Here is a 25,840-nt window from a genome sequence, read left to right as displayed (position 1 = left end):
GACGCGTTCACGGGCGCCAGGGCGCCCTCCACCTCGGGAGGGATACGTCCGCGCGACGCCATCCCCGACCCGCGCGGCCGCAACCACCGGCAGCGACCGTCAGGAAGCAGCCAGCTCCGCCCGCACCTCGTCCCGCAGCCGCCCGTGCCGCGCGGGGTCGGGGGCGGCCGCCAGCAGCGTCTTGGTGTACTCGTGCTGCGGGTCGAGGATGACGTCGTCGGAGGGCCCCCGCTCGACGACGTCCCCCCGGTACATCACGAGGATCTCGTCGCTGAAGTGGCGCGCGGTGGCGAGGTCGTGGGTGATGTACAGGACGCCGAGCTGCTCCTCGCGCTGCAGACGGGCGAGCAGGTTGAGGACGTCGAGCCGGATGGACACGTCGAGCATGGAGACGGGCTCGTCCGCGATGACGAAGCGCGCGCCGGGGGCGAGCGCCCGGGCGATGGCGACGCGCTGCCGCTGGCCGCCGGACATCTCGTGCGGCTGCTTGGCGGCGAAGACCTCCGCGGGCGTGAGGTTCACGCGCTCGAGCAGCTCGTGGACGGCCGGCGTCAGGCCGGCGCCCTTGGCCACACCGTGGATCTTCAGCGGGCGCTCCAGGTGGTGCGCCACGGAGTGGTACGGGTTCAGGGACGCGAACGGGTCCTGGAACACCATCTGCACCTGGTGGCGGTACTCCGCCATAGCCCGGCCGCGGCGGCCGATCGGTGCGCCGTCGAGCAGGATCTCCCCGCGGGTCGGCGTCTCGAGCTGGGCGATCATGCGGGCCACGGTCGACTTGCCGGAACCGGACTCGCCCACCACGGCGATGGTCTTGCCGGGCTCGAGCGTGAACGACACGTCGTTCACGGCGCGGAGCTTGCCCTTCTTGAGCTTGAAGTCCTTGATCAGGTGACGAACCTCGAGGGTGCTCACGACTCTTCCCCTTCTGCGGCCGCCGACCGGGCGTCGCCGCGGACGAAGGAGCCCCGCTCGCCGGTGAGGCTCGGGAACGACGACAGCAGCTTCTTCGTGTACGGGTGCTGGGCCCGCAGGTAGATGGACTCGGCGGTGTCGATCTCGACGATCTCGCCCGCCCGCATGACGGCGATCCGGTCGCTGATCTCGAGCAGCATCGGCAGGTCGTGGGTGATGAAGACGACGGCGAAGTTGAACCGCTCGCGCAGGCGCATGATCTCGCGCAGGATGCCGCGCTGGACGACGACGTCGAGCGCCGTCGTCGGCTCGTCCATGATCATGACCTGCGGGCCCAGCGCCAGAGCCATGGCGATCATGACGCGCTGGCGCATGCCGCCGGACAGCTCGTGCGCGAAGCTGTCGAGCCGGACGGGGTCGACGCCCACCAGCCGGAGCAGCTCGGCGGCGCGGTCCTCCCGCTCGCTCTTCCTCATCTGGGGGCGGTGGGTGGTCATGACGTCGTGGAGCTGGCTGCGCACGCTGATCACGGGGTTGAGGGAGTTCATCGCCCCCTGGAACACCATCGAGACCTTGTCCCAGCGGAACGCCCGGAGCGAGTCGCCGGTGAGGCCCACGACGTCGATGTCCGACCCGTCGGCGTCGTGGAACGTCACGTCGCCGGTGCGGAGGATGGCCGGGGGCTTGAGCAGGCGGTTGAGGCCGTAGGCGAGGGTCGTCTTGCCGCAGCCCGACTCCCCCGCCAGGCCCAGGATCTCGCCGCGGTGCAGCGTGAGGGACGCGTGCTTGACCGCGTGCACGGGCGGCGTGACCTCGTACTCGATCGAGACGTCGCGTGCGGTGAGCACGGGCTCGAGCCCCGCGAGGTACTCGTCGTGGGCGGCGGACGTCAGGGGTGCGGTCGGCGTCGACGTGACGGTCATGCCTCGACCCTCTCCTTCTCCTCGGTCGTCTCGTCGTCCGAGCGGTCGTCACGGTCGGGGTCCGACGGCGAGCCGACGGCCGGCGCCGCGGTCCCGCTGCTCGTGCCGAGCTTGTCGAGCCCGGCCTTGCGCGCCTTGCGGACGCGCTTGGCGGCGGCGGGGGCGGTGCGGAGCTTCGGGTCGATGACCTCGTCGATCGCGAAGTTGATGAGCGAGAGCCCGCACCCGAAGAGGGCGATCATCAGACCCGGGGGCACGAACCACCACCAGGCGCCGCGGGTGAGCGCCCCGCCGCCCTGGGCGTCGTTCAGCATGGTTCCCCAGGTGATCGAGCCGTTCGGGCCGAGGCCGAGGTAGGACAGGCCGGCCTCGCCGAGGATGGCCAGCAGGACGGCGAACAGGAACTGGGCCGCGAGGAGCGGCAGCAGGTTGGGCAGCACCTCGACGAGGATGACGCGGGGTGTCTTCTCCCCCGCCACCTGGGCCGCGGCGACGTAGTCCCGTACGCGCAGCGAGCGCGCCTGGGACCGGAGCACCACGGCGGGGCCGGCGAACGCGGTGATGCCGAGGATCAGCGCGACGATCCACAGGCTGCGCACCGGCAGGTAGCTGGCGATGACGATCATCAGCGGGAGCCCGGGGATCACGAGCATGATCCCGGTGACGAGCGACAGGATCTCGTCCGTCCACCCGCGCAGGTACCCGGCGACGACGCCGAAGAACAGGGCGAGCACGACCGCGATGAGGCCGGCGGTGATCCCGACGATCAGCGACCCGCGGGCCCCTTCGGCGAGCTGCGCCAGGATGTCGTAGCCGAGGCTCGAGGTGCCGAGCAGGTGGTCCGGGCCGGGCGGCAGCAGCGCCGGGTTGTCGGAGTCGCGCGGGTCCTGCGTGAAGAAGGGGCCGATCAGCGCGAACAGGAGGATCGCGCCGACGATGACGACCCCGGCGATCAGCTTGCCCGACCAGTTCAGCGCGAAGCGCTTGCGTCGATCAGCCATTGTTGCTCCGCGTCCTCGGGTCGATGAAGCCGTAGATCAGGTCCATGATGAAGAGCGCCGCGAGGACGGCGAGCGTGATCACCAGGAAGACGCCCTGCATCAGGGCGTAGTCGTTGTTCCGCACCGCCTGGATCATGAGCTTGCCCACGCCGGGGTAGGTGAAGACCTGCTCCATCACGAGGGAGCCCGCGACGACGAACCCGAGCGAGACGCCGAACCCGGCGAGCGACGGCATCGCCGCGTTCCGCACCGCGTAGGTCATGAAGATCCGACGCGGCCGGAGGCCCTTGGCCTCCGCGGTGGTGATGTAGTCCTCGGAGAGGGTGGAGACCATCATGTTCCGCATCCCGAGGAGCCAGCCGCCCACCGCCGAGATGACGATCGTGAGCGCCGGCAGGAACGCGTGGTAGAGCACGGAGCCGACGAACGCCCAGCTCCACTCCGGGGCGTCGAAGGTGAACACGTCGTACGCGCCGATGATGGGGAACCAGCCCAGCGTCACGCTGAACACGAAGATCAGCAGGAGCGCCACCCAGAAGTACGGGAGCGACTGCATCATCGTGGTGCTGGGGATCAGGCTGTCCACCCAGGTGCCGCGCTTCCAGCCGGCGAACGCGCCGAGCCCGATGCCCAGGACGAACGAGATCACGGTGGCGGTGCCGACCAACCCGATCGTCCAGGGCAGCGCCCCGGCGATCAGCTCGGTCACGGGGGTGGGGAACTGCGTCACCGACACCCCGAGGTCGCCGCGGAACAGGTTGCCCCAGTAGTGGACGTACTGCTCCCAGATCGTCTGGTCCTCCACGGCCCCGAGGAGGAGCCGGATGCTGTTCTCGACGGACGGCGAGATCCCACCGCTGCGCTGGAGCTTGGCCAGGAGAATCGTGAACGGGTCACCCGGCAGCAGGCGCGGGATGAGGAAGTTCAGCGAGATGGCCGCCCACAGCGTGATCGCGTAGAACGCGAGTCGTCGCAGGTAGAAGGTCATGGGGTCACGCCCCCCTTCGTCGTCGAGAGCATTCGGCTCCTCCTCGAGTCGTCGGTGCAGGTCCGGCTGGCGCGTCAGCTGCCGGCGCCGGCGATCTTGCCGAGCACCAGGCCGGAGGACGGGTTCTCCCAAGCCGGCGGGAACGCGTACGGGTTCTCCTCGGTGGGCCAGCCCGTGTAGTCCTTCTGGTTGTAGAAGGTCTGGGTGGCATTCACGACGAGCGGGATGAACGGCACGTCGTTGACGAGGTGCTCCTGGACGACGGCGTAGGCCTCCTTCTTGACGGCCTCGTCGTTGGTCTGGCTGGCCGTCTTGACGGCCTCGTTCACCTCGGGGTTGTCGTACCGGGAGAAGTTCCACTCGCCGGCGCCGAGCGCGGTGCCGACGTCCTGGGTGAAGTCGCCGGTGAACCAGTCGCGGTAGATCTGGTACGGGTCGGCGATCGAGGTGCCGACGACGCCGCCGACCAGCAGCTCGAACTTGCCAGAGAAGCGCTGGTCGCCGTACTCGGCCTCGGAGATCGTCGTGGCGACGACCTTGAGGCCGGCCTCGCGCGCCTGCTCCTCGATGAGCTTCGCGGCGTTGTTGTAGTCGGTCCAGCCGTCGGGCGAGGCGAGCGTCAGCTCCACGGCCTTGCCGTCCTTGCCGTAGAAGCCGTCGGCGTCCTTGGTGTAACCGGCGTCCTCGAGGATCTTCGCGGCGGCGGCCGGGTCGGCCGCCTGCGGGGCCTCGGCGGGCATGCCGTCGGCGATCCACTTGTCGTCGCGGCCGAGGAGCGCGTACGTCGGCGAGACCGGCTTGGCCAGGTTGACGAACGCCTTCTCGTTGATCGTGCCGCGGTCGACGGCGAGGTTGAGCGCCTGCCGCACGGCGACGTCGGTCTGCTCGCCCTCGCAGCCCCGGTCCTCGTTGGCGCAGGTGTACAGGACCGTCGGGTCCTTCGGGGTGTTGAGGTAGCCGTACACGCCCGAGGCGGTGATGCGGTCGGGATCCGGCACGAACATCGTGGCCCAGTCGATCTGGCCGGTGCTCAGCAGGTCCTCGGCCGACTGGTTCGAGTCGATGCCGATGTAGCGCAGGCTGGCGATCTTGGGCTCGCCGCCCCAGTAGCTCGGGTTCGCCTTGGCCGTGTACGCGGCGGCCGACGTCGTGTTCACCATGTACGGGCCGGTGCCGACCGGGTTCTCGGCGTTGGCCCACGCGACGAGGCCGGTGAGGGCGTTGCCGTCGCCGTCCTCGCCCGAGTCCTTCTCGTGCTCGGAGAAGACGTGCTTCGGCACGATGAGCGTGCTGCCGAGCATCGCGAACTCGTTCGTGAACGACGGGCCGTCGAACGTGAAGACGACGGTCGTGTCGTCGCTGGCCTTCGCGTCCTTGAGGTACGGCGGCTTGGCGGTCTCGTTCGTGAAGGAGTAGACGACGTCGTCGGCGGTGAACGGCTCTCCGTCGTTCCACTGGACGCCCTCGCGGAGCTTCACGGTGAGCTCCGTGCCGTCCTCGTTCCACTCCCACTCGAGGCCCAGCGTCGGCGTGGGCGGCTCGTCGGCGATCTTGTTGTAGACGAACAGCGGCTCGTAGATGCCGCCGTTGGCCAGGTGCAGCACGGCCGCGGGGTTGTAGGGGTTGAAGTTCGGCGTGATCGGGGTCTGGGAACCGGCCCAGACCACGAGCTCGCGGTCGGTGGCCTGACCCTCCGCGGCAGGGGCGCTGGTGGCGTCGCCACCGTCACCGCCCTCGGCGGAACCGGAGCACCCGGCGGCCAGGAGGGTCACGCTCGTCAGGGCGGCGGCGGCTGCGAGCCACCGTCCGCGGATCTTCCCTCGGATCATCGTTGGTCCTTCCAGTCGGCAGCGCACCCTCACGCCGCGATCGCTCACGCTTAGGGAAGGAACCTTAACGAATACTCACGGGGGCAGCGCCAGACCTTGAATCGTTATAAGGCAGGAGTGTTATCAAACCGTCACCTGCGGCTCTGGCCCGGGGAGCCGGACTGCGGGAGGGACGAGGTCGGCCACGGCAGGCCCCGGACCGTCACGTCTCCGCGCCCGCCGACGTCGGTCGGGTGAGCCCCGGTCCTCGCCTCGACCGAGACTCCCTGACCCGAGGAGCGACCATGACCGCGACCCACCACCACGAGCACGCGATCCGGCAGCTGCTGGAGTCGCTCGTCGGCGCCCTGCGCGCCAAGGACCTCGACGCGGTGCGCGAGATCTACGCGCCCGACGTCGTCTCGTTCGACGTCGAGCCCCCGCTGCAACACGTCGGCATCGACGCGAAGCTGCGGAACTGGGTGCGGGTGTTCGACACCTTCGCCACCGTCGACTACGAGCTGCGCGACCTCGCCCTGACCGTCGACGACCACGTTGCCTTCGGGCACGCCTTCGGCCGGCTCGGCGGCACCCTCACCGACGGCACGCCTGTGCCGGGGACCTGGGTCCGCGGGACCTTCGGCCTGCGCCGCGACGACGACCGCTGGCTGGTCGCCCACGACCAGGTGTCCGTGCCCGTGGACGTCCGCACCGGGGCCGCGGCCACGGACCTCGAGCCCTGACCGTGGGCGCCGGGCCCCAGGGGTCCGGTCAGCCCAGCGTGAAGAGCACCCGCCGGTCGGGCACCGAAGCCTCGGCCAGCGTGGCCCGGACGCGCTCGCCGAGCGGCAGCTCGGCCCCCTCGATGCGGGCCCGCACCGCCGGGTCCTCGAGCATGACCTCGCCGCGCTGCGGGCCGTCGTCCTTGCCGTCGCCGCGCACGTCGACGACGACGCCGGAGAAGGTCTTTCCCTCACGGCCGGCGAGCAGCGCCGCCTCGACGACGTCCACGCAGCCGCGCTCGAAGGCGCCCGCCGTCCGGGAGGCCGCCGCCATCGTCTCGGGCAGGTCGGGCAGCGCCTCGGTGACCCAGGCCGGCGGCTCCTTGCCCGCGGCGTGCGCGAGGCACACCTCGGCGGCATAGCGGTCGGCGAGCCGCCGCAGCGGCGCCGTCACGTGGGCGTACTCGGCCGCGATCGCCGCGTGCCGGGCGTCGGCGGGCAGCGCGACCGGCGGTGCGCCGTCGGGCCCCGGCACGCCGAACGCCAGGTAGCCGGCGCCGCGGAAGAGCGAGGTCGCCTCGGCGAGGAAGGCCGCGTGCGCGGGCCGGCGGGACTCCAAGGTCGGGACGAGCTGTGCGTACGAGACCTCGTCGGGCCAGTCGATGCCGAGGGCCGCGGCCGTGCGGCGCAGGCGCGCGACGTCCCGGTCGTCCGCCGGGGGCAACGTGCGCAGCAGGCCCACGCCCGCCTCGCGCATCATGGCCGCCGCGGCGATGCCGGTGAGCAGCGAGATCTGCGCGTTCCAGCCCTCGACCGGGAGGGTGCGGCGCAGCTCGAGCGCGAACGACCCGTCCGGCCCCGGCACGATCTCCTGCTCGGGGACCTCCAGCGACACCCCGCCGCGGTCCCGCTCGCGCTCCTGCCGCAGACGACCCACGTCCGCCAGGAGCGACAACGAGTCCGACGCCGTCCCCGCGTCGAGCTGGCCCTGGACCTCGCCGTAGGTGAGGCGGGCACGCGACCGCACGGTCGCGCGGGTCACGGAGCTGCTGGTGATCTCGCCGTCCGCGTCGAGCCCGATCGTCCACAGCACCGCCGGCCGGTCCTCGTCGGGCAGCAGGCTCGCGGCACCCTCGGACAGGACGGGCGGGTGCAGCGGGGTGCGCACGTCCGGGCCGTAGACGGTGGTGCCACGACGGTGCGTCTCGGCGTCGAGCGGGCCGCCCGGGCGGACGAACGCGGCGACGTCCGCGATGGCGTACCGGACGATGTAGCCGCGCCCCGACGACGCGACGTGCACCGCCTGGTCGAGGTCCATCGAGCCCGGCGGGTCGATCGTCACGAGCTCGACGTCGCGGCGGTCCTGGCGGCCCCGCCGGCTCTTGCCGCCGAGGGCGGACCCGCCCTCCGCGGCGGACTTCTCCGCCTCCTCCCGCACCTCGGCGGGGAACATGGCGGGCAGGCCGACCTCGGCGCGGAGCGCGGCGAGGGCGTCGGCGACCTCGGCAGGGCCCGCCTGGGCGAGATGGAGCTGACGCGTCGGCACGGCTCGACGGTAACGGCGCACGCCCCGGGCCGCGCGGCGAGGGTCCGGACCGTGAGGCACGGCACGGGGACGGAGTGCGCCCGCGTTTTCGACAGGCTCCGCCGCGGCCAGATATCTTGATGTCAAACAATCTCTCGTCCACCACTGCCCTGCCAAGGGAGCATCGCCGCATGACCACCGAGTCCCGGCCCGAGGCCGCCACGATCATCTACACGCACACCGACGAGGCGCCGCTGCTCGCGACGTACTCGTTCCTCCCGATCGTCGAGGCGTACGCCGCCCAGGCCGGGGTCACGCTCGAGACGCGCGACATCTCCCTCGCGGGCCGCATCCTCGCCCAGTTCCCGGAGCGGCTCACCGACGACCAGCGCATCGGCGACGCGCTCGCCGAGCTGGGCGAGCTGGCCACCACCCCCGGCGCCAACATCATCAAGCTGCCGAACATCTCGGCGTCCGTGCCGCAGCTCAAGGCCGCCGTCGCCGAGCTGCAGGCCCAGGGCTACGACGTCCCGAGCTACCCCGAGGACCCGCAGACCGACGCCGAGAAGGACGTGCGCGCCCGGTACGACAAGGTCAAGGGCTCGGCCGTGAACCCGGTGCTGCGCGAGGGCAACTCGGACCGTCGCGCCCCCGCGTCGGTGAAGAACTACGCGAAGGCGCACCCGCACCGCATGGGCGCCTGGTCGGCCGACTCGAGGACGAACGTTGCGACGATGGGCTCCGACGACTTCTTCTCCAACGAGAAGTCCGTCGTCGTCCCCGCGGACGACACCCTGACGATCCGCCTGGTCACCCCGGCCGGCACGACCGTCCTCAAGGACGGCCTGAAGGTCGAGGCCGGCGAGGTCGTCGACGCGACCTTCATGTCCGTCGCCGCGCTGAACACCTTCCTCGCCGAGCAGGTCGCCCGCGCCAAGGCCGAGGGCGTCCTGTTCTCCGCGCACCTCAAGGCCACGATGATGAAGGTCTCCGACCCGATCATCTTCGGCCACGTGGTGCAGGCCTTCTTCCCCGCCCTCTTCGAGAAGTACGGCGACCAGCTCAAGGCCGCGGGCATCTCCCCCAACGACGGCCTCGGCGGGCTCCTCGCGACCGTCGACACGCTGCCCGACGGCGCCGAGATCCGCGCCGCCGTCGAGCAGGGTCTGGCCGACGGCCCGGCGCTCGCGATGGTCGACTCCGACCGCGGCATCACCAACCTGCACGTGCCGTCCGACGTCATCATCGACGCGTCCATGCCCGCGATGATCCGCGGCGGCGGCCACATGTGGGGCCCCGACGGCAAGGAGCACGACACGCTCGCCGTCATCCCGGACTCGTCGTACGCCGGCGTCTACCAGACCGTCATCGACGACTGCCGCGCGAACGGTGCCCTCGACCCGGCCACGATGGGCTCCGTGCCCAACGTGGGCCTCATGGCCAAGAAGGCCGAGGAGTACGGCTCGCACGACAAGACGTTCGAGATCCCCGCCGACGGCACCGTCGAGGTCGTGAACGCGGCAGGCGACGTGCTGCTCTCCCACGACGTCCAGGCCGGGGACATCTGGCGCGCCTGCACCACCAAGGACGTCGCGATCCGCGACTGGGTCAAGCTCGCCGTGAACCGCGCCCGCGCCACCGGCTCCCCCGCCGTGTTCTGGCTCGACGCGCAGCGCGGCCACGACGCGCAGCTCATCGCCAAGGTCGAGGAGTACCTGGGCGACCACGACACCGACGGCCTCGACATCCACGTGATGGCGCCGGCCGAGGCGACGGCGTTCTCCCTCGCGCGCATCCGCCAGGGGCTCGACACCATCTCGGTGACCGGCAACGTGCTGCGCGACTACAACACGGACCTGTTCCCTATCCTCGAGCTGGGGACGTCGGCCAAGATGCTGTCGGTCGTGCCGCTGATGAACGGCGGCGGCCTCTTCGAGACCGGCGCCGGCGGCTCCGCCCCGAAGCACGTGCAGCAGCTCCTCGCGGAGAACTACCTGCGCTGGGACTCGCTCGGCGAGTTCTTCGCGCTGGCCGCGTCGTTCGAGCACCTCGCGACCGTCACCGGCAACGCGCGCGCCCAGGTGCTCGCCGACACCCTCGACCGCGCCACGGGCACGTTCCTCGACCAGGACAAGTCCCCGACGCGTCGCGTGGGCGGCATCGACAACCGCGGCTCGCACTTCTACCTCGCCCTGTACTGGGCGCAGGAGCTCGCCGCGCAGTCGGACGACGCCGAGCTGGCCGCCGCGTTCGGCCCGCTCGCGGCGTCGCTCGCCGAGCAGGAGCGGACGATCGTCGACGAGCTCGTCGGCGTCCAGGGCTCGCCCGCCGATATCGGCGGCTACTACCGCCCCGACGCCGCCAAGGCCGCCGCGGTGATGCGCCCGTCCGCCACCTTCAACACGGCGCTCGAGGCCCTCTGACGTCGAGGTGGTCCCGGACTCCGCGAGGTAGCTCGGCAAAGGCGAGCTACCTCGCGGGGTTCCCGACCACCTCGAGGGGTCACCAGGACCAGCCGCGGGCGCTGAGCTCCAGCTCCTCGCGGAGCCGTTCGGCGGACTCGGCGCGCTCGCCGGCGCGCATCGGCAGGTCGACGACGCTCAGCCCGGCGAGACGGCACGCCTCGCGCAGCAGGGCGTCGTACGCGCCCTGCGCGGCGCGGGCGTGGTGCGCGCGGGCGTAGACCTGCGGGTCGTCGTCGATGGCCCGCAGCTCGCGCGCCAGCTCCCCCAGGCGCACCTGGACGGTGAGCGTCAGGAGCGGGTCGGCGGCGGGGGCACGACGACGGTGCGCACGGCGGGCGACGGCGTCACGGTGGGCGTCGGAACGCAGCCACGACCGGGCGGCGACGGTCGCGACCAGCGCGAACGACGCCGTCACGAGCGCCAGCTGCCACGTCATCGGAGCACCACCTCTGCACCGATTTCAGCCTATGCCGGGCGTCGCGCGCACGCGACAATCGACGGCATGCCGGCGCACCGCCCACTCCTGGCGACCATCGTCGCGCTGGTCACGCTGCTCCTGGCGGCCTGCAGCTCCGCCACCCCACCGCAGACGGACGCGCAGCCCCTGGTGCTCGCCGCCGTCGAGCCCCTGCCGGCCGGCGCGGTCGGCGCGCTCGACGTCGCCGGCCGCCCCGTCGAGGTGCACGTGCCGGACGGGTACGACGCCGCGGACCCTGCGCCCCTGCTCGTCGTCCTGCACGGCTACGGCTCCGACGCCGCGCGCGTCGACGCCCGGCTCGGGCTGCGCGACGAGGCCCTCGCGCGGGGCGTGCTCTACGCCCTCCCCGAGGGCACCGAGGGGCCCGACGGACGCCGGTTCTGGAACGCGACCGACGCCTGCTGCGGCGTCGACCGCGCCGGCGTCGACGACTCCGCCTACCTGGCGCAGGTGATCCGCACGCTCGTGGCCACGTACGCCGTGGACCCGGACCGGGTCGCGGTGGTCGGGTACTCCAACGGCGGTTTCATGGCCTACCGCACGGCCTGCGACCACGCCGACCTCGTGTCCGTCGCCGTGTCGCTCGCGGGCGCGATGCCGGCGGACGACGGTGCCTGCCGGCCGTCGCGGCCGGTGACCGTGGTGCAGGCGCACGGCGCCGACGACCCCGTGATCCGCGCGGGCGGAGGCCTGCGCGACGGTCGCGCCTATCCGTCGGCGGCGGAGTCGGCAGCCGGATGGGCACGTCTCGACGGGTGCGCGACGGCACCCGCCACCGCCCCCGGCCGGCGCGACCTCGACGGCACGGTCGCCGGTGCCGAGACCACCGTGACGACATGGGCCGGGTGCTCGGGCGCCGCCACGGTCGAGCTGTGGTCGATCGCCGGGGCGGACCACTCCCCCGCCCTCACCCGGTCGTTCGCGACGGCGGTGCTCGACCTCGTGACCGGCACACCCTGACGACGACCAAGGCTCGCCTGCCCTTGCTGGCGGTCGCCGGGAAGGCTCCTTAACCTGGAATGGTTCAAGAGAGCGATCGTCACCGGAAGCGAGGTTCACACCCATGACCACTCCCACGATGAAGCGCAACACTCCGCGGGCCGAGGCGTCCGACAAGCTCCGCGCCCACCTGCAGCGCGTGCTCGTCGCGCTGGTCGACCTGCACGTCCAGGGCAAGCAGGCCCACTGGAACGTCACCGGCCGCGGCTTCCGCGACCTGCACCTCCAGCTCGACGAGCTGGTCGACGTCGCGCGGGAGCACAGCGACACCGTCGCCGAGCGGCTCCGCGCCCTCCAGGCCGTGCCCGACGGCCGCACCGAGACCGTCGCCACCACGACCGACCTGTCGCCCTACCCCGCCGGCCTGGTCTCCGTCGAGGACACGGTCGACGCGATCGTCGAGCGCGTCGCGCAGACCGTCGAGGTCGCCCGCGAGGTGCACGACGACGTCGACGCCGAGGACCCGACCACGGCCGACCTGCTGCACGAGATCATCACGGACCTCGAGAAGCAGGCCTGGATGATCTCGTCGGAGAACACCGAGGTCTGATCGACGGCACGGGCCGCTGCGCCCCTCCCGCTCACGACGACGGCGCGGTCCCCCACCGGGGGCCGCGCCGTCGTCGTGCGTGCTGCGGACCGTCAGATGACGCCGAAGGCGATCATCGCGTCCGCCACCTTGGTGAAGCCGGCGACGTTGGCGCCGACGACGTAGTCGCCGGGCGCCTCGTACTCCTCGGCGGTGGCGAGGCAGCTGTCGTGGATGCCGGTCATGATCTCCGCGAGGCGGGACTCGGTGTAGTCGAAGCTCCACGAGTCGCGCGAGGCGTTCTGCTGCATCTCCAGCGCCGACGTCGCGACGCCGCCCGCGTTCGCGGCCTTGCCCGGGCCGAAGAGCACGCCGGCGTCGCGCAGGAGGGCCACGGCCTCCGGGGTCGTCGGCATGTTGGCGCCCTCGGCGACGGCGAGCACACCGTTCGCGACGAGCTGCTTGGCGTCGGCCTCGGAGAGCTCGTTCTGGGTGGCGCAGGGCAGCGCGACGTCCGTCGGGACGTCCCAGATGCTGCCGTCGGACACCAGGCGGGCGCCGGGGCGCCGGTCGACGTAGTCGGACACGCGGCCGCGCTGGACCTCCTTGACCTCCTTGAGCAGGTCGAGGTCGATGCCCGCCTCGTCGACGACGTACCCGGACGAGTCGGAGAACGTGATCACGCGGCCGCCGAGCTGCTGCGCCTTCTCGGCCGCGTAGATCGCGACGTTGCCCGAGCCGGACACCGAGACGCGGCGGCCGTCGAGGCTCTCGCCCTTCGTGCCGAGCATGCTCTGCGCGAACAGCACCGCGCCGTAGCCGGTGGCCTCCCGGCGCACCAGCGAGCCGCCCCAGGTGAGGCCCTTGCCGGTGAGCACGCCGGACTCGTAGCGGTTGGTGATCCGCTTGTACTGGCCGAACAGGTAGCCGACCTCGCGGGCGCCCACGCCGATGTCACCGGCGGGCACGTCCGTGTACTCGCCGATGTGGCGGTACAGCTCGGTCATGAACGACTGGCAGAACCGCATGACCTCGCCGTCGGAGCGGCCGCGCGGGTCGAAGTCGGAGCCGCCCTTGCCGCCGCCGATCGGCAGGCCGGTGAGGGCGTTCTTGAAGATCTGCTCGAAGCCGAGGAACTTCACGATCCCCAGGTACACCGAGGGGTGGAAGCGCAGGCCGCCCTTGTACGGGCCGAGGGCCGAGTTGTACTCGACGCGGAAGCCGCGGTTGATCCGCACGCGGCCCGTGTCGTCCACCCACGGCACGCGGAAGATGATCTGCCGCTCGGGCTCGCAGATGCGCTCGAGCACGGCGGCCTCGACGTACTGCGGGTTCTTGCGCAGCACCGGGCCCAGCGACTCGAAGACCTCTCGTACCGCCTGGTGGAACTCCACCTCGCCGGGGTTGCGACGCAGCACCTCGGCGAACACAGGCTGCAGACGGTCTTCCATGGGGGCTCCTCCCGAGTTCTGGGGAGCGCGCCCGCGGGGCCCCAAGGGCGGCACGGCACACGCACGACCATCGCAGCCTAGACGTTCCCGAGACGACGTCTCACGCCCCGAGACGTCGCCTGGTGCCGGCCCGACACGCCGCGAGCGGGCGTCCGGCCCTGTACCGGTCGCGCAACAGGGCGGGACGCCCGCTCGAAGCGGGTCGCGTGGTCAGCCGAAGATGCGCGGCAGGGTGCCCTCGTGCGCCTCGCGGGCCTCGGCGAGCGACACCGTGAAGGTCTCGCCGTCGAAGCCACCGGCCACGGCCAGCTCCTCGCCGCCGGTGCGACCGAGGCGCAGCACCGGCACGCCGGCGGCCTCGGCCACCGCGACGAGCTCGGACTCGTGCTCCGCGTCGACGGCCACCAGGGCGCGCGCGGTGGACTCGCTGAACAGCGCGGCGAACGGCGTCACGCCGTCGCGGCCGGTGACGCCGTCGAGCGCGACGTCGGCGCCGACGCCGTAGCGCAGCGACGCCTCGAGCAGCCCCTGCGCGAGACCACCCTCGGACAGGTCGTGCGCGGCGGCGACGAGGCCCTGCTCGCGCGCCTCGACCAGCGCCGAGGCGAGCGCGCGCTCGGCCGCCAGGTCCACGCGCGGCGGCAGGCCGCCCAGGTGCCCGTGCTCGACGTCGGCCCACGCCGAGCCGTCCAGCTCGTCGGCGGTGCGGCCCAGCAGCAGGATCGACAGGCCCTCGGTGCGCCAGCCCGACGGCACCGCGGTGCGCACGTCGTCGATGACGCCGAGCACGCCGACGACCGGCGTCGGGTGGATCGAGGAGTCGATCTGGCCGGGCTCGCCCGTGCCGTTGTACAGCGACACGTTGCCGCCCGTGACCGGGACGCCGAGCTCCTGGCACGCGTCCGCGAGGCCCTCGATCGCCTCGACGAGCTGCCACATCGAGTCCGGGTGCTCCGGCGAGCCGAAGTTGAGGCAGTCCGTCACGGCGAGCGGCGTGGCGCCGGCCGTCGCGACGTTCCGGTACGCCTCCGCGAGCGCGAGCTGGGCGCCCGTGCGCGGGTCGAGCTTGCCGTAGCGGCCGTTCGCGTCGGTCGCGAGGGCGACGCCGCGGCCCGTGGCCTCGTCGACGCGGACCACGCCGCCGTCGTCGGGCTGCGCGAGCGCCGTGTTGCCCTGCACGAAGCGGTCGTACTGGTTGGTGACCCACGCCTTGGAGGCGAGGTTCGGCGACGCGAGCAGGCGCAGCGCGGTGGCGCGCAGGTCGTCGGCCGAGGTGGGGCGGGCCAGACCGGCGGCCACGGTGGTGTCGGCCTGCAGGCCGTCCTGCCACGCCGGGCGGGCGTAGGGGCGCTCGTAGACCGGGCCCTCGTGCGCGACCGTCTTCGGGTCGACGTCCACGATCCGCTGGCCGTGGTGGTCGATGGTGAGGCGGCCGGAGTCGTTGACCTCGCCGATGACGGCGGTCTCGACGTCCCACTTGCCGGTGATCGCGAGGAACTGCTCGAGCTTCTCGGGCGTGACCACCGCCATCATGCGCTCCTGCGACTCCGACATGAGGATCTCGCCGGCGTTCAGGGTGGGGTCGCGCAGCAGCACGTCGTCGAGCCAGACGTGCATGCCGCCGTCGCCGTTCGAGGCGAGCTCGCTCGTGGCGCAGGAGATGCCCGCGGCCCCGAGGTCCTGGATGCCCTCGACCACCTGGGCGGCGTAGAGCTCCAGGCAGCACTCGATGAGCACCTTCTCCATGAAGGGGTCGCCCACCTGGACGCTCGGCCGCTTGGCCGGCACGCCGTCCTCGAACGTCTCGGACGCGAGGATCGACGCGCCGCCGATGCCGTCCCCGCCCGTGCGGGCGCCGAACAGCACCACCTTGTTGCCGACGCCGGACGCGTTGGCGAGGTGGATGTCCTCGTGACGCAGCACCCCGAGGCACAGCGCGTTGACGAGCGGGTTGCCCTGGTACGAGCCGTCGAAGACGAGCTCGCCGCCGATGTTCGGCAGGCCCAGGCTGTTGCCGTAGCCACCGACGCCCGACACGACGCCGTGCACGACGCGCGCCGTGTCCGGGTGGTCGACGGCGCCGAAGCGGAGCTGGTCCATGACGGCCACGGGGCGCGCGCCCATCGAGATGATGTCGCGGACGATGCCGCCGACGCCGGTCGCGGCGCCCTGGTACGGCTCCACGAACGACGGGTGGTTGTGCGACTCGACCTTGAAGGTCACCGCCCAGCCGTCGCCGACGTCGACGACGCCCGCGTTCTCGCCGATGCCGACGAGCAGGTGCTCCTTCATCTCCTCGGTGACCCGGTCGCCGAACTTCTTCAGGTGCACCTTGGACGACTTGTACGAGCAGTGCTCGGACCACATCACCGAGTACATGGCCAGCTCGGCAGCCGTGGGGCGGCGCCCGAGCAGGTCGCGGATGCGCTGGTACTCGTCCGGCTTGAGGCCGAGCTCGGCGTACGGCTGGGCCTCGTCGGGCGTGGACGCGGCGTTCTCGACGGTGTCCAGCTGGGGGCGGGGGGCGGACACGGCTTCAGCACGGTCGGCAGCGGCGGTCATCAACTTCCCTCGGGTCGCGCGAGTACTGCAGAGCTCAGGGCTCGGACCGGGTGATCACCGCACCGCGGGGTGCCGGTATCCGGCGTCGGTCCGTGCGGGGGCGCCTCGCGGCGCGCCGCCAGTCTACCGGCGCCCGCCGGCACTCCCGACGGCGCCGCTAGGGTGCGCGCATGACCGCACCCGAGGGGCACGGACCGGCGCACCCGGCGGACGCGCGGGGAGTCGGGCCCGCCGACCTCCTCGCCTTCGCCTGCGAGCTCGCGCTGCTGGCGCTCCTGGCCGTGTCCGGCTGGCGCCTCGGCTCCCAGGTGGGCGACGGCGCGACAACCGTCGTCACCGGCGTCCTGCTGGTCGTCGGGCTCCCCGCGGTCGCGGTGGCCGTCTGGGGGCGGTGGCTGGCACGGAACGCGCCGGGCCGCCTCCGCCAGCCCGCGCGGTTCGTCGTGCAGGCCACGCTGTTCGTGGTGGCGGGAGCGCTCGCCGCGGCGTCCGGCCTGCCCGGATGGGGCCTCGGGGTCGCCGCCGTCGGCGTCCTCGCGTTCGCGCTGACCCGGAGGTCGTGACCCCCCGCGCCGGGCGGGAACCGGGCAGGATGGGTCGGTGCCGATCCTGCCCACCGAACGCGACCCCCGGCTGATCACCGTGCGCCGGGGAGGGACCCTCTCCGACGACCACCACCGGATGCTGGCCGAGTGGGCGGTGGCCTGCGCCGACCACGTGCTGCCGCTCTTCGAGCGGGAGGCGCCCGACGACGCCCGCCCGCGCGGCGCCCTCGAGGTCGCCCGCGGGTGGATCCGGGGCGAGGTGCCGATGCGGGAGGCTCACCGCACCGCCTTCGTCGCGAACGCCGCCGGCAAGGGCCGGCCCGACCCCGCACGGTTCGCGGCCCTCGCGGCCGGGCAGGCCGTCGCCGTGGCCCACGTCCCGGCGCACGACCTGGGTGCCGCCGCCTACGCCGTCCGGGCCGCGAGCGCCGCCGCACCGGAGCCCGAGAGGGAGGTCGTCCGCCTCGCCGAGCGGGACTGGCAGCGGGAGCAGGTGCCTGCCGAGCTGCTCGACCTGGTCCTCGACGACCAGCGGGCGCGCTCCGCGATCTGCTGGGACGTCTTCGACGACTGACGCCCACCAGCCCCCGGCCGACGGGTCAGCCCTTGACCGACCCCGACGCGAGCCCCGCCACGTAGTACCGCTGCAGCGCCACGTACAGCACCACGCACGGGATCATCGCGACCACCGACCCGGCGGCCAGGAGCCCGAAGTTCACCTGGCCGTAGGCACCCTGCTGCAGGTTCACCAGCGACACCGGCAGCGTGTAGAGCGACGAGTCGGTGAGGAACGTCAGCGCCCCGAGGAACTCCGTCCACGAGGCGAGGAACGCGTACAGGGCGGCGGTCGCGGCGCCGGGCAGCACGAGGGGCCGCAGCACGGAGACGATCATGCGCACCGTCCCCGCGCCGTCGACGTGCGCCGAGTCCTCGATCTCGCCGGGCACCGACTCGAACGCGTTGCGCATGACGAAGACGCAGAACGGCAGGTTCACGGTCGTGTAGAAGAGCACGAGGCCGAACAGGCTGTCCGTGAGCCGCATGGCGTTCATCTGCAGGTACAGCGGGGTGAGGATCGCCTGGAACGGCACCATGAGCGTGACCAGCACCAGCCCGAACAGCAGGCCCCGCCCGCGGAAGCCGAACTTGGCGAACCCGTAGCCGGCGAGCGTCGCGAGGACGGCGGTGAGCACGGCCGTCGACACCGACACGACGACGGAGTTCACGATGCCGCGCCAGATCTCCGGCTGGTCGAGGATCAGCCGGAAGTTGACCCACGACAGGTCGAGGAAGCGCCCGTCGGGCGCGGCGACGACGACGTCGCCCGGCTGGCCGGCACGCACCAGCGCCAGCAGCAGCGGCACCACGAAGACGAGGGCGGCGAGGATGCCGCCGACCGCGTAGAGCGTGCGGCGCACGCGCGTGTCGCGCTCGGGGCCCGACGCCGGCCGCGCGCCACCGGGCGAGGACCCGCGGCCCGGGCTCGTGCCGCGGGAGCTCCCGCCCGGTGCGCCCAGCCCGGTCGTGCCCGGTGCGCTCGTCGTGACCGCCATGTCAGCTCCTCTCCCGCAGCAGCCAGAACTGCGCCGCGGTGACCAGTCCGGTGATGACGACCAGGACGAGCGACATCGCCGTCGCCGCCCCCAGCTGCAGCTGCACGAACGCCCGCCGGTAGATCGCCATCACCACGGTGGTGGTGTCCGATCCGGGGCCGCCCTGGGTCAGGATGTAGAACTGCGTGAACGCGAGCAGCGACCCGATGACCGACAGCACGACGGTCATGGCGATGGTGCGCCGCAGCATGGGGATCGTGATCGAGCGCTCCCGCACCCACCAGGACGCGCCGTCGAGCTCGGCGGACTCGTAGACCTCGCGCGGGATGCCCTGCATCCCGGACATGAGCAGCACCATCGTCAGGCCCGACACCGCCCAGATCACCATGACGCACAGGAGCCCGGTGGCGAGCGGCCCGTCGACGAGCCACGCCGTCGAGCCGTCGGTGATCCCGAGGGCCTTGAGCACCACGTTCACCATGCCGCTGTTCGGCTGCGCCTCGAGCAGCATGAGGAAGCTGAGCGTCGTGAGGCCGATGACGTACGGGACGAAGAAGATCGTGCGCAGCACCGTGGCGCCGCGGCGGTTGGACCGCACGACCACCGCCAGCGTGTAGCCGAGCGCGAGGATCGGCAGCGTGACGATCGCGGTGTAGAGCAGGGTGTAGCCGACGGCCCGCCAGAACGTGGGGTCCGTGAGCACGGACGCGTAGTTCTCCAGGCCGACGAACCGCCACGTCCCGATGAGCGGGAGGTTGGTGAACGAGATCCCCACGGCGGAGACGAGCGGCACCAGCACGAACACGACGACGAACGCGACCGCCGGCGCGACGAGCAGCAGGCCGGTGCGGGCGGGATGGGTGAGGGTGCCGTGGCGTCGTGCGGGCCGGGCGACGGCCGCGGCGCTCATGCCTGGGCCTGCCGGAGGATGCGGTCGTACGTGGTCTGGGCCTCGTCCATGGCGGCATCGACCTCCCCGTCGAAGACGGCCCGGCGGAACATGCGCAGCCAGGGCCCGTCCTGCTGGTTGTAGATGAGGTTGTAGGCGAGCGTGGTGGGGGCGTAGCCCGCGTCGAGCGACTTCAGCGTCGGGGTGACGAGCGGGTGCTCGGCCTCGAACTCCGGCGTCACGACGTCGGAACGGATCGGCGAGTAGAACCCGTCGGGCATGCGCGCCTGCTGCTCGAGGGCGACGGCGAAGCGGATCAGCTCGGTCGCGCCCTCGGGGTTCTGCCCGCCCGCGGGCATGCACAGGTTGTCGCCGCCGTCGAAGAACGCGCGGCCGCCGTCGGGCCCGGGCAGCAGCACCACGCGGCTGCGCTCCAGGAGCTCGGGCGACGCGTTCGGCGCGACGACGCCGTAGCCGCCCGGGAACATCCCGAGCCGTCCGGCGACGTAGTCGGCCGACCAGCGCGAGGCGTCGTCGGCGAAGCAGCCGGGCGGCACCAGCTGCTCGTCCCAGAGCGTGCGCTCGAGGTCGAGGGTGCGCCGCAGCGCCTCGTTGCCGGCGACGTTCCCCCGCTGGTCGCCGACGTCGCCGACGATGAGGTCGGTGCCCGTGGCCCACACGTGCGGCTGCACGGTGAACCCCAGCGCGCCGGACGCGTTGCCGGGGAACGACCAGGCGTAGGTGTCGTCGTCGAGCGCGGCGATCGCGCGGGCGGCCTCGAGGATCCCGTCGAAGGACGCCGTGTGCTCGTCGACGTCCAGGCCGGCGCGGTCGAACAGCTCGGTGTTGCAGAACAGCACCGAGAAGTCGCCGAGGAAGGGCACCCCGTAGTGCTTCCCGTCCTTGGTCGCGAGGGCGAGGTGGCCGGGGCTGAGGGCGTCGCCGAGGGCGAGGTCCTCCACCAGCGGCGTGAGGTCGGTGAACACGTCGCGGAACGCGAACATCGTCGAGTAGATGTCGTCGATGTCGATGACGTCGGGTACCCGGCCACCGCGGATCGCCGTGGCGACCTTGGTGACGTACTGACCGTTCTGGATCGGCGTGAGCCGCACCCGGACGCGGTCCTGCGCCGCGTGGAACGCGTCGACCACGGCCTGGACGCCGTTGACCGTGTCCGAGCGGCACCACATCTCCACCGTGCCGCGGGCACCCCCACCGAACCCCGGGGCACCGACGTCGACGGCGGTGACCGGGCTCGCGCACCCGGCCAGCCCGACCCCGGTGGCGGCCGTCGCGCCGCCCACGCCGAGCAGCGCGAGCAGCTGCCGTCTGGTGAGCTCCATCGCTCTCCTCCTCCGCGCCCGTCGGGCGCCGTGTCCTCCAGGTCCTGCCCGCGGGCGGCGCTGCCCGCGGGGGCGGGGCGCCCGTGCCCGGGCGCCCCGCGAGTGGTGCTGCCGGTCAGGCCACGGGGATCCAGACCCGCATGGCCTGCGGGCCGCGGTTGGCCCACAGGTGGTACGGGACCGCCCGCAGCGTCACGGTGCCGGTGACGGCCGGGGCAGCCGTCGTCGCCGGGCGGTAGGGACCGTCGCCCGGCTCGGTCGCGGGCCGGCCCTGCACGGTGCCGGTGGCGGTCACGACGACGGCACCGCCCAGCAGGTCGGGGCGGTCCTCCTCGCCCAGGGGTCCGGCGACGTCGATCAGGACGTCGTCCACGACGGCGCCCGGCTCCTGGTCCACCTGCTCCAGCGCGTACACCAGCGGGCCGCGCTCGATCGCGACGGAGCCGCGCACGTCGTCGACCCGGGGGTCGGCGGCCGTCAGGCGGGGCGTCACGGGCAGCTCCAGCACGACGGCGTCGCCCGCCGCGAGCGGCCGGCCCACCGTGGCGTACGCGCCCGCCGCGACCGGGGCGCCGTCGAGCGTGGCGCCCTCGGCCCAGCCCGGGATCCGCAGCGCGAGACCCGCGCCCGCTGGTGCCTCCTCGACGTGCAGCGTCACGCGGCCCCGGTACGGGTACTGCGTCTCGACGCGCACGCGCAGCGTGCCCCCCGCAAGCGCGGCGGCGATGGTGCCGGGCGCGTACTGGTGCACCTGGAGCGCGTCGTCGGTGAACGTCGCGAGGTAGCCCTCGAGGCTGGACAGCGTCCGCATGATGTTCGGCGGGCAGCACGCGCAGCCGAACCACGGCCGGCGCCCGGCGGCGGGGTTGCGCTCCTCCTCCGCGTGCGCGCCGGAGCGCACCTGCAGCGGGTTGACGTAGAAGTACTCGGTGCCGCCCAGGGAGAGCCCGGAGAGGAAGCCGTTGAGCAGCATCCGCTCGATCTGGTCCGCGTACCGCGCGTCGCCGGTCGCGAGCAGCAGGCGCCACGCCCACTGCACCCCGCCGATGGCGGCGCACGTCTCCGCGTAGGCGCGGTCGTTGGGCAGCTCGTGCGGGTCGCCGAACGACTCGCCGTCCCAGCGGGAGCCGAGCCCGCCCGTGAGGTACTGCTTGCCGTCGACCATCGCCGCGTACTGCGCCTCGAGCGCCGCGAGGAGCTCGCGGTCGCCCGTCTCGACCGCGACGTCGGTGGCGCCCGCGCCGAGGTAGACGGCCCGCACGGCGTGCCCCTCGACGGTCGTCGCCTCGCGGACGCGCACCCGGTCGGAGAAGTAGGTGGGCTGCTTGCCGTGGGCCGCGACGATCCCCGTGCCGCGGGCCTCGACGAACCACGACGCCAGGTCCAGGTACGCGCGCGTCCCCGTCTCCCGGTAGAGCTCCACGAGCGCGGTCTCGATCACGGGGTGCCCGTCGACCTCGCGCAGCTGTCCCTCGCCGTCGCCGAACGTCTCGACGAGGTGGTCGGCCAGGCGGACGGCGACGTCGAGCAGCTCGCGCCGGCCTGTCGCCCGTACCTGCGCCACCGCCGCCTGCATGAGGTGGCCCGCGCAGTAGTGCTCGTGGCTCCACGGCAGGTCGGAGTAGCGCTCGACGCCGCGCAGCTGCGGCACCGAGTCGAGGTAGCCGTCGGGGGCCTGGGCGCCCGCGACGGCGCGCGTCACCTCGAGGATGTCGGCCAGCAGCGCCTCGTCGGGCTCGCGCCCGTACTCCCAGGCCGCGGCCTCGAGCCACTTGTGCACGTCGGAGTCCGCGAAGATCGGCCCCTGCGCCTCGCCCTCGGCCAGCCCGGCGGCGATCTCGAGGTTGCGCAGGTTCCCGTACTCCCGCAGGTGCCCCAGGCCCTCGGGCACCGACGCCTCGCGGTTGACGCGGAGCCGGTGGCCCCACAGCCCGCCGTCGAGGGTCGCGCTGCCCGGCGGCAGCGGTCGCAGGGTCGCCACCGCCGCAGCGGTGGGCTCGGCAGGTCCGCGGACGGTCCCGAACGTCGTCGTCGTCATGCACCTCTCCCTCGAGGAAGGAAACTAGGAATCCGTTTTCCTTACCGTAGGGAGCGTTGCCGAAGCCGTCAACCGCTGTCCCGACAAGCGAAATCGCGTACCATCGGCACGGCCAGCCGTCGGTCGGCGGAACAGCAGGAAAGCAGAGGAGGCCTGATGGCGGAGACTCCGGGCGTCGTGCGGATCACCGACGTGGCCGCACTGGCGGGGGTGTCCCCCAGCACCGTCTCCAAAGCCCTCAACGACACCGGGTCCCTGCGGCCCGCCACCCGGGCCCGCGTGCGCGAGGCGGCCGAGCGCCTGGGCTTCGTGCCCGACGCCCAGGCACGGTCGCTCTCGGCCCGGCGCAGCTTCACCGTCGGCCTGCTGAGCACCGACTCGGCGGGCCGGTTCTCGCTGCCGGTCGTGCTCGGCGCCGAGAACGCGCTCGTCGGGGGTCAGATCTCCGCGCTGCTGGCCACGGCCCGGCACGACCCGGTCCGCGAGCAGCACCACGTGCGCAGCCTCGTCGCCCGGCGCGTGGACGGCATCATCGTCACCGGCCGCACGACCGACCCGCGGCCTCCCATCCAGGTGCCGATGCCGGTGGTCTACGCCTACTCGCCGTCCTCGGACCCCGACGACGCGTCGGTCGTGCCCGACGACACCGCCGGGATGACCGCCGTCGCGGAGCACCTGCTCTCCCTCGGACGCACCCGCGTCGCCTACGTCGGCGGTCGCGGCGACCAGGCGGCCTCCGTGCAGCGGCACGCCGCCCTGGCAGCCGCCCTCGGGGCGCGCGGCGCCGCGGTCGTCGGCGAGCCGCAGTTCGGCGAGTGGTCCGAGCGGTGGGGCCGCCTCGCGGTCGACGTCGTGCTCGGCGACCACCGGGCCGGCGACCCGTTGCCGGTCGACGCCGTCGTGTTCGCCTCCGACCAGCTCGCCCGGGGTGGCTGCGACCGCCTGCGCGACCACGGCGTGCGGGTGCCCGAGGACGTGGCCGTGACCGGCTACGACGACTGGGAGGTCATGGCGCTCGCCAGCAGGCCGCCGCTGACCACCGTGGATCCGCAGCTCGACCGGCTGGGGCAGCGGGCCGCCGAGCTCCTGCTCGCCGCGATCGACGGTCGCCCCGCGCACGGCACGGAGCTCTCACCGCCACGCCTCGTCGTACGAGGGTCCACCGCCGGGGACTCCTGAGCCGGGAGCCGCGTCAGCTCGCGGGGGCCTCGTCCTCGACCGGCGGGACCATGGAGATCGACGGGTCGAGGGCGGTCGCCACGGCCGCGAGCGCCCCGAGGATCAGCCCGACCCGCGTGTGCGGCAGCCGCCGCCCCTGCGCGCGCCAGCGCTCGCCGCGCCGGTAGGCCCACTTCTCCCCCGCCACGGCGATCGTCACGGCGAGGGCGAGCGCGCCCGCCACGGCCGCTCCCGCGACGCCCGGGCCCGGCAGCGGGTCGGCGCCGTCGAGCGCCACGTCGGCCGCCAGCACGTTGTCGTCCGGTTCACGGTCGTCCCGCCCGTCGGCCGACGCGATCCCCTCGTCCGGCTCCGAGGCGTTCTCGCCGGCTGCGTTCTCGTCGGCGTCGCGCAGGTCGCGCAGCTCGTCGCGCACCTCACGCATCCCGTCGACGGCGGAGCGGCCCTCGGTGGTCAGGGCCATCCCGAGCCCGAGCCCCCCGGCCAGCACGCCCACCTTGGCCAGGGCGCGTGCCCAGCGCGGTCGAACGACGTCGGGCACGGCGTACCAGGCCAGCGTCGTGAGTCCGGTGATCGCGACGCTCCGGGCGTCGACCTGCCTGCGCGCGGCGGGCGTGTCCATGGGTCCACCTCCGGGTCGGGGGCTCGTGCGAGCGGCGGCACCGAGGTCCTCGGGCCGCCCGTGGGACAACGGGCGGCACCGGGGCAGAGTTCCGCGACTCCGGTCCGGCGTGAGGCCGACCTGCACGGATGACGTTTTCTTGACCTGCGGCCCTCGATCCTTGACCAGGATCATCACCAGGTGACGATTCTTCGTGAGCGGGGCCACGCGTGGCCCCGGTGGAGCCGGGGGTTTCGTCGGTTACCACAAGGTGGTTTGATGCGCACGTGGAACTGCTCAGAACCTTCGCTCCCGGTGCGTTCGCGTACGGGCTGGCGTCCTGGTCGTGGCTGGGGGTCCACGGCAAGACGCCCCGCTTCACGACCGTCTTCGGCGACGTCTTCCTCGAGTCCCTGGAGGGCTGGTGGTTCCTCGACACGATCGAGGGGTCGCTCGAGCTCCGCTGGGCCACCGCCGTCGAGATGTACACGGAGCTCGACTCGGCGGACGGGCGTGCGGACCTCCTCCTGGAGGACCTCTGCCGAGAGGTGCTCGACGCCGGCACCCACCCCCGCCCGGACGAGGTGCTCGCCTTCTCCCCGCACCCCGCGATCGGCGGACGGCTCCACGCCGACCACGTGGCCCCGCTCCGGTTCGAGCTCGCGCTGCGGCTCACCGGGGAGATGCACCACCAGCTGCGCGCGACGCTGGACCCGTCGCCCTCGCCCCTGCTGCTCGGGCACGTCGACCCCCCGGCTCCGGCCCTCACCTGGGACACGGCGGGGCGCGACCGCCGACCGTGACCCACCTGTGACCTGCACGATCCGCCCAGCAGATGCACGACCGGCCGTCGTGTCGTCTCCTGGAAAGGCACGGATGAGGCGGACCGTGGGAGGTAGGCATGAGACGGGTGCTCGTCGTCGGGCTCGTCGTAGGGGTCGTGGACGGGGCGTTGCTGGGCGCGTCGGCGGCGCTCGGCTGGACGTGGGTGGCGTGGGCCGCCCTGCTGGCCGGGCTCGGGGGCGCGGCGGTCGTGGCGATGTCCGTCCCGCCGGCGCGCGTCGCACGACCGGCCACCGTCACGCTCGGCCTGCCGCTGCGTGACGAGCAGGCGGCCGAGGAGGCGAGCGTCGTGCCCGCCCCGGTACCCGGCACGACGCCGGGAACGGTCGAGAGCCCGCCGGCCGTCGTCGAGGACTACCCGCAGCCGGTGCGCGCGGCCCAGCCGACGCCCGCCGCCGCCTGACGGCGAGCGCAGGGAGCGGGCGAGCACGCGAGAGAGAAGCCGAGAGAGAAGCCCGGACGGGACTGCGGTCGACGCAGTCC

The 25,840-nt window shown here is 72.9% G+C and carries 23 protein-coding genes; 9 read left to right on the top strand and 14 right to left on the bottom strand.

All coding sequences use genetic code 11. The features are described 5' to 3' along the window. Window positions 1-99: 99 nt before the first annotated feature. From ACFQ80_RS20230 to ACFQ80_RS20210, 5 genes are all read right to left on the bottom strand, one after another. Complete coding sequence (locus ACFQ80_RS20230; RefSeq protein WP_430564910.1) at window positions 100-915, bottom strand: ABC transporter ATP-binding protein; 816 nt, start codon at window positions 913-915, stop codon at window positions 100-102. Then, window positions 912-1,838 carry an ABC transporter ATP-binding protein gene (locus ACFQ80_RS20225; protein WP_430564909.1) on the bottom strand — a complete coding sequence of 309 codons (927 nt, stop codon included), beginning with the start codon at window positions 1,836-1,838 and terminating at the stop codon, window positions 912-914. Before ACFQ80_RS20225 ends, ACFQ80_RS20230 begins: the two co-directional genes overlap by 4 nt. Next, window positions 1,835-2,839: an ABC transporter permease gene (locus ACFQ80_RS20220; RefSeq protein ID WP_430552136.1), complete on the bottom strand. Its 1,005-nt coding sequence runs from the start codon at window positions 2,837-2,839 to the stop codon at window positions 1,835-1,837. The genes ACFQ80_RS20225 and ACFQ80_RS20220 overlap by 4 nt, the downstream gene beginning before the upstream one ends. After that, entirely contained in the window at window positions 2,832-3,827 is a 996-nt protein-coding gene (locus ACFQ80_RS20215) for an ABC transporter permease (RefSeq protein WP_430552137.1), read from the bottom strand. The genes ACFQ80_RS20220 and ACFQ80_RS20215 overlap by 8 nt, the downstream gene beginning before the upstream one ends. Window positions 3,828-3,901: 74 nt before the next feature. Next, window positions 3,902-5,656 (bottom strand): ABC transporter substrate-binding protein, encoded by a 1,755-nt coding sequence (locus tag ACFQ80_RS20210; protein WP_430564908.1) that lies wholly within the window; start codon window positions 5,654-5,656, stop codon window positions 3,902-3,904. A gap of 284 nt (window positions 5,657-5,940) precedes the next feature. On the opposite strand from ACFQ80_RS20210, the gene ACFQ80_RS20205 reads away from it, so the two are divergent. After that, window positions 5,941-6,378 carry a YybH family protein gene (locus ACFQ80_RS20205; RefSeq protein ID WP_430564907.1) on the top strand — a complete coding sequence of 146 codons (438 nt, stop codon included), beginning with the start codon at window positions 5,941-5,943 and terminating at the stop codon, window positions 6,376-6,378. A 28-nt stretch (window positions 6,379-6,406) separates the two neighbouring features. On the opposite strand, the gene ACFQ80_RS20200 is transcribed toward ACFQ80_RS20205, so the two are convergent. Beyond that, window positions 6,407-7,903: an RNB domain-containing ribonuclease gene (locus tag ACFQ80_RS20200; protein WP_430564906.1), complete on the bottom strand. Its 1,497-nt coding sequence runs from the start codon at window positions 7,901-7,903 to the stop codon at window positions 6,407-6,409. Window positions 7,904-8,073: 170 nt separating this feature from the next. Here ACFQ80_RS20200 and ACFQ80_RS20195 point away from each other — a divergent pair, with 170 nt between their 5' ends. Then, entirely contained in the window at window positions 8,074-10,305 is a 2,232-nt protein-coding gene (locus ACFQ80_RS20195) for an NADP-dependent isocitrate dehydrogenase (protein WP_430564905.1), read from the top strand. Between the two features lie 79 nt (window positions 10,306-10,384). Here the strand turns inward: ACFQ80_RS20195 and ACFQ80_RS20190 are convergent, their stop codons facing one another. Continuing rightward, the gene (locus tag ACFQ80_RS20190; RefSeq protein ID WP_430552142.1) at window positions 10,385-10,783 is read right to left on the bottom strand and encodes a hypothetical protein; all 399 of its coding nucleotides are present in this window, start codon (window positions 10,781-10,783) and stop codon (window positions 10,385-10,387) included. Window positions 10,784-10,849: 66 nt separating this feature from the next. Between ACFQ80_RS20190 and ACFQ80_RS20185 the strand changes: the two genes are divergently transcribed. After that, window positions 10,850-11,785, top strand: coding sequence for an alpha/beta hydrolase family esterase (locus tag ACFQ80_RS20185; protein ID WP_430564904.1), 936 nt, complete (start codon window positions 10,850-10,852; stop codon window positions 11,783-11,785). A 103-nt stretch (window positions 11,786-11,888) separates the two neighbouring features. Next, window positions 11,889-12,374 (top strand): Dps family protein, encoded by a 486-nt coding sequence (locus tag ACFQ80_RS20180; protein WP_430552144.1) that lies wholly within the window; start codon window positions 11,889-11,891, stop codon window positions 12,372-12,374. 92 nt (window positions 12,375-12,466) lie between these two features. Here the strand turns inward: ACFQ80_RS20180 and gdhA are convergent, their stop codons facing one another. Beyond that, complete coding sequence (gene gdhA / locus ACFQ80_RS20175; RefSeq protein WP_430552145.1) at window positions 12,467-13,804, bottom strand: NADP-specific glutamate dehydrogenase; 1,338 nt, start codon at window positions 13,802-13,804, stop codon at window positions 12,467-12,469. A gap of 210 nt (window positions 13,805-14,014) precedes the next feature. Beyond that, window positions 14,015-16,366 (bottom strand): phosphoribosylformylglycinamidine synthase subunit PurL, encoded by a 2,352-nt coding sequence (gene purL, locus ACFQ80_RS20170; protein WP_430552146.1) that lies wholly within the window; start codon window positions 16,364-16,366, stop codon window positions 14,015-14,017. 170 nt (window positions 16,367-16,536) lie between these two features. Between purL and ACFQ80_RS20165 the strand changes: the two genes are divergently transcribed. Further along, on the top strand, window positions 16,537-16,929 hold the full coding sequence (locus tag ACFQ80_RS20165) for a DUF2568 domain-containing protein (RefSeq protein ID WP_430564903.1): 393 nt from the start codon (window positions 16,537-16,539) through the stop codon (window positions 16,927-16,929). Window positions 16,930-16,966: 37 nt separating this feature from the next. Then, window positions 16,967-17,485: a putative immunity protein gene (locus ACFQ80_RS20160; RefSeq protein ID WP_430564902.1), complete on the top strand. Its 519-nt coding sequence runs from the start codon at window positions 16,967-16,969 to the stop codon at window positions 17,483-17,485. Window positions 17,486-17,510: 25 nt separating this feature from the next. Here ACFQ80_RS20160 and ACFQ80_RS20155 read toward each other — a convergent pair whose 3' ends face one another. From ACFQ80_RS20155 to ACFQ80_RS20140, 4 genes are all read right to left on the bottom strand, one after another. Then, a complete protein-coding gene (locus ACFQ80_RS20155) occupies window positions 17,511-18,464 on the bottom strand; it encodes a carbohydrate ABC transporter permease (protein ID WP_430564901.1) in 954 nt (317 codons plus the stop codon). 1 nt (window position 18,465) lies between these two features. Then, window positions 18,466-19,374, bottom strand: coding sequence for a carbohydrate ABC transporter permease (locus ACFQ80_RS20150; protein ID WP_430552150.1), 909 nt, complete (start codon window positions 19,372-19,374; stop codon window positions 18,466-18,468). Next, on the bottom strand, window positions 19,371-20,696 hold the full coding sequence (locus ACFQ80_RS20145; protein WP_430564900.1) for an extracellular solute-binding protein: 1,326 nt from the start codon (window positions 20,694-20,696) through the stop codon (window positions 19,371-19,373). The genes ACFQ80_RS20150 and ACFQ80_RS20145 overlap by 4 nt, the downstream gene beginning before the upstream one ends. Before the next feature lie 115 nt (window positions 20,697-20,811). Then, window positions 20,812-22,734 (bottom strand): glycoside hydrolase family 127 protein, encoded by a 1,923-nt coding sequence (locus ACFQ80_RS20140; RefSeq protein ID WP_430564899.1) that lies wholly within the window; start codon window positions 22,732-22,734, stop codon window positions 20,812-20,814. Between the two features lie 156 nt (window positions 22,735-22,890). On the opposite strand from ACFQ80_RS20140, the gene ACFQ80_RS20135 reads away from it, so the two are divergent. Further along, a complete protein-coding gene (locus ACFQ80_RS20135; RefSeq protein WP_430564898.1) occupies window positions 22,891-23,913 on the top strand; it encodes a LacI family DNA-binding transcriptional regulator in 1,023 nt (340 codons plus the stop codon). A gap of 13 nt (window positions 23,914-23,926) precedes the next feature. On the opposite strand, the gene ACFQ80_RS20130 is transcribed toward ACFQ80_RS20135, so the two are convergent. After that, on the bottom strand, window positions 23,927-24,535 hold the full coding sequence (locus tag ACFQ80_RS20130) for a hypothetical protein (protein ID WP_430564897.1): 609 nt from the start codon (window positions 24,533-24,535) through the stop codon (window positions 23,927-23,929). A gap of 266 nt (window positions 24,536-24,801) precedes the next feature. Here ACFQ80_RS20130 and ACFQ80_RS20125 point away from each other — a divergent pair, with 266 nt between their 5' ends. Both ACFQ80_RS20125 and ACFQ80_RS20120 read left to right on the top strand, forming a co-directional pair. Then, entirely contained in the window at window positions 24,802-25,317 is a 516-nt protein-coding gene (locus ACFQ80_RS20125) for a hypothetical protein (RefSeq protein ID WP_430564896.1), read from the top strand. 98 nt (window positions 25,318-25,415) lie between these two features. Next, the gene (locus ACFQ80_RS20120) at window positions 25,416-25,760 is read left to right on the top strand and encodes a hypothetical protein (protein ID WP_430552156.1); all 345 of its coding nucleotides are present in this window, start codon (window positions 25,416-25,418) and stop codon (window positions 25,758-25,760) included. Window positions 25,761-25,840 lie beyond the last annotated feature (80 nt).

Origin of the sequence: Isoptericola sp. NPDC056578 (assembly GCF_042793275.1) — a bacterium.
Classification (GTDB): Bacteria; Actinomycetota; Actinomycetes; order Actinomycetales; family Cellulomonadaceae; genus Isoptericola.
This window is presented reverse-complemented; position numbering and strand designations above follow the sequence as displayed.

Bases quoted from the DNA above. Each gene is read 5' to 3' on its own strand.
- ACFQ80_RS20140 (WP_430564899.1), bottom strand. From the start codon at position 22,734: ATGACGACGACGACGTTCGGGACCGTCCGCGGACCTGCCGAGCCCACC.
- purL (WP_430552146.1), bottom strand. From the start codon at position 16,366: ATGACCGCCGCTGCCGACCGTGCTGAAGCCGTGTCCGCCCCCCGCCCC.
- ACFQ80_RS20120 (WP_430552156.1), top strand. From the start codon at position 25,416: ATGAGACGGGTGCTCGTCGTCGGGCTCGTCGTAGGGGTCGTGGACGGG.
- ACFQ80_RS20135 (WP_430564898.1), top strand. From the start codon at position 22,891: ATGGCGGAGACTCCGGGCGTCGTGCGGATCACCGACGTGGCCGCACTG.
- ACFQ80_RS20205 (WP_430564907.1), top strand. From the start codon at position 5,941: ATGACCGCGACCCACCACCACGAGCACGCGATCCGGCAGCTGCTGGAG.
- ACFQ80_RS20195 (WP_430564905.1), top strand. From the start codon at position 8,074: ATGACCACCGAGTCCCGGCCCGAGGCCGCCACGATCATCTACACGCAC.
- ACFQ80_RS20155 (WP_430564901.1), bottom strand. From the start codon at position 18,464: ATGGCGGTCACGACGAGCGCACCGGGCACGACCGGGCTGGGCGCACCG.
- ACFQ80_RS20225 (WP_430564909.1), bottom strand. From the start codon at position 1,838: ATGACCGTCACGTCGACGCCGACCGCACCCCTGACGTCCGCCGCCCAC.
- ACFQ80_RS20130 (WP_430564897.1), bottom strand. From the start codon at position 24,535: ATGGACACGCCCGCCGCGCGCAGGCAGGTCGACGCCCGGAGCGTCGCG.
- ACFQ80_RS20215 (WP_430552137.1), bottom strand. From the start codon at position 3,827: ATGACCTTCTACCTGCGACGACTCGCGTTCTACGCGATCACGCTGTGG.
- ACFQ80_RS20150 (WP_430552150.1), bottom strand. From the start codon at position 19,374: ATGAGCGCCGCGGCCGTCGCCCGGCCCGCACGACGCCACGGCACCCTC.
- ACFQ80_RS20180 (WP_430552144.1), top strand. From the start codon at position 11,889: ATGACCACTCCCACGATGAAGCGCAACACTCCGCGGGCCGAGGCGTCC.
- ACFQ80_RS20145 (WP_430564900.1), bottom strand. From the start codon at position 20,696: ATGGAGCTCACCAGACGGCAGCTGCTCGCGCTGCTCGGCGTGGGCGGC.
- ACFQ80_RS20220 (WP_430552136.1), bottom strand. From the start codon at position 2,839: ATGGCTGATCGACGCAAGCGCTTCGCGCTGAACTGGTCGGGCAAGCTG.
- ACFQ80_RS20190 (WP_430552142.1), bottom strand. From the start codon at position 10,783: ATGACGTGGCAGCTGGCGCTCGTGACGGCGTCGTTCGCGCTGGTCGCG.
- ACFQ80_RS20210 (WP_430564908.1), bottom strand. From the start codon at position 5,656: ATGATCCGAGGGAAGATCCGCGGACGGTGGCTCGCAGCCGCCGCCGCC.
- gdhA (WP_430552145.1), bottom strand. From the start codon at position 13,804: ATGGAAGACCGTCTGCAGCCTGTGTTCGCCGAGGTGCTGCGTCGCAAC.
- ACFQ80_RS20165 (WP_430564903.1), top strand. From the start codon at position 16,537: ATGACCGCACCCGAGGGGCACGGACCGGCGCACCCGGCGGACGCGCGG.
- ACFQ80_RS20185 (WP_430564904.1), top strand. From the start codon at position 10,850: ATGCCGGCGCACCGCCCACTCCTGGCGACCATCGTCGCGCTGGTCACG.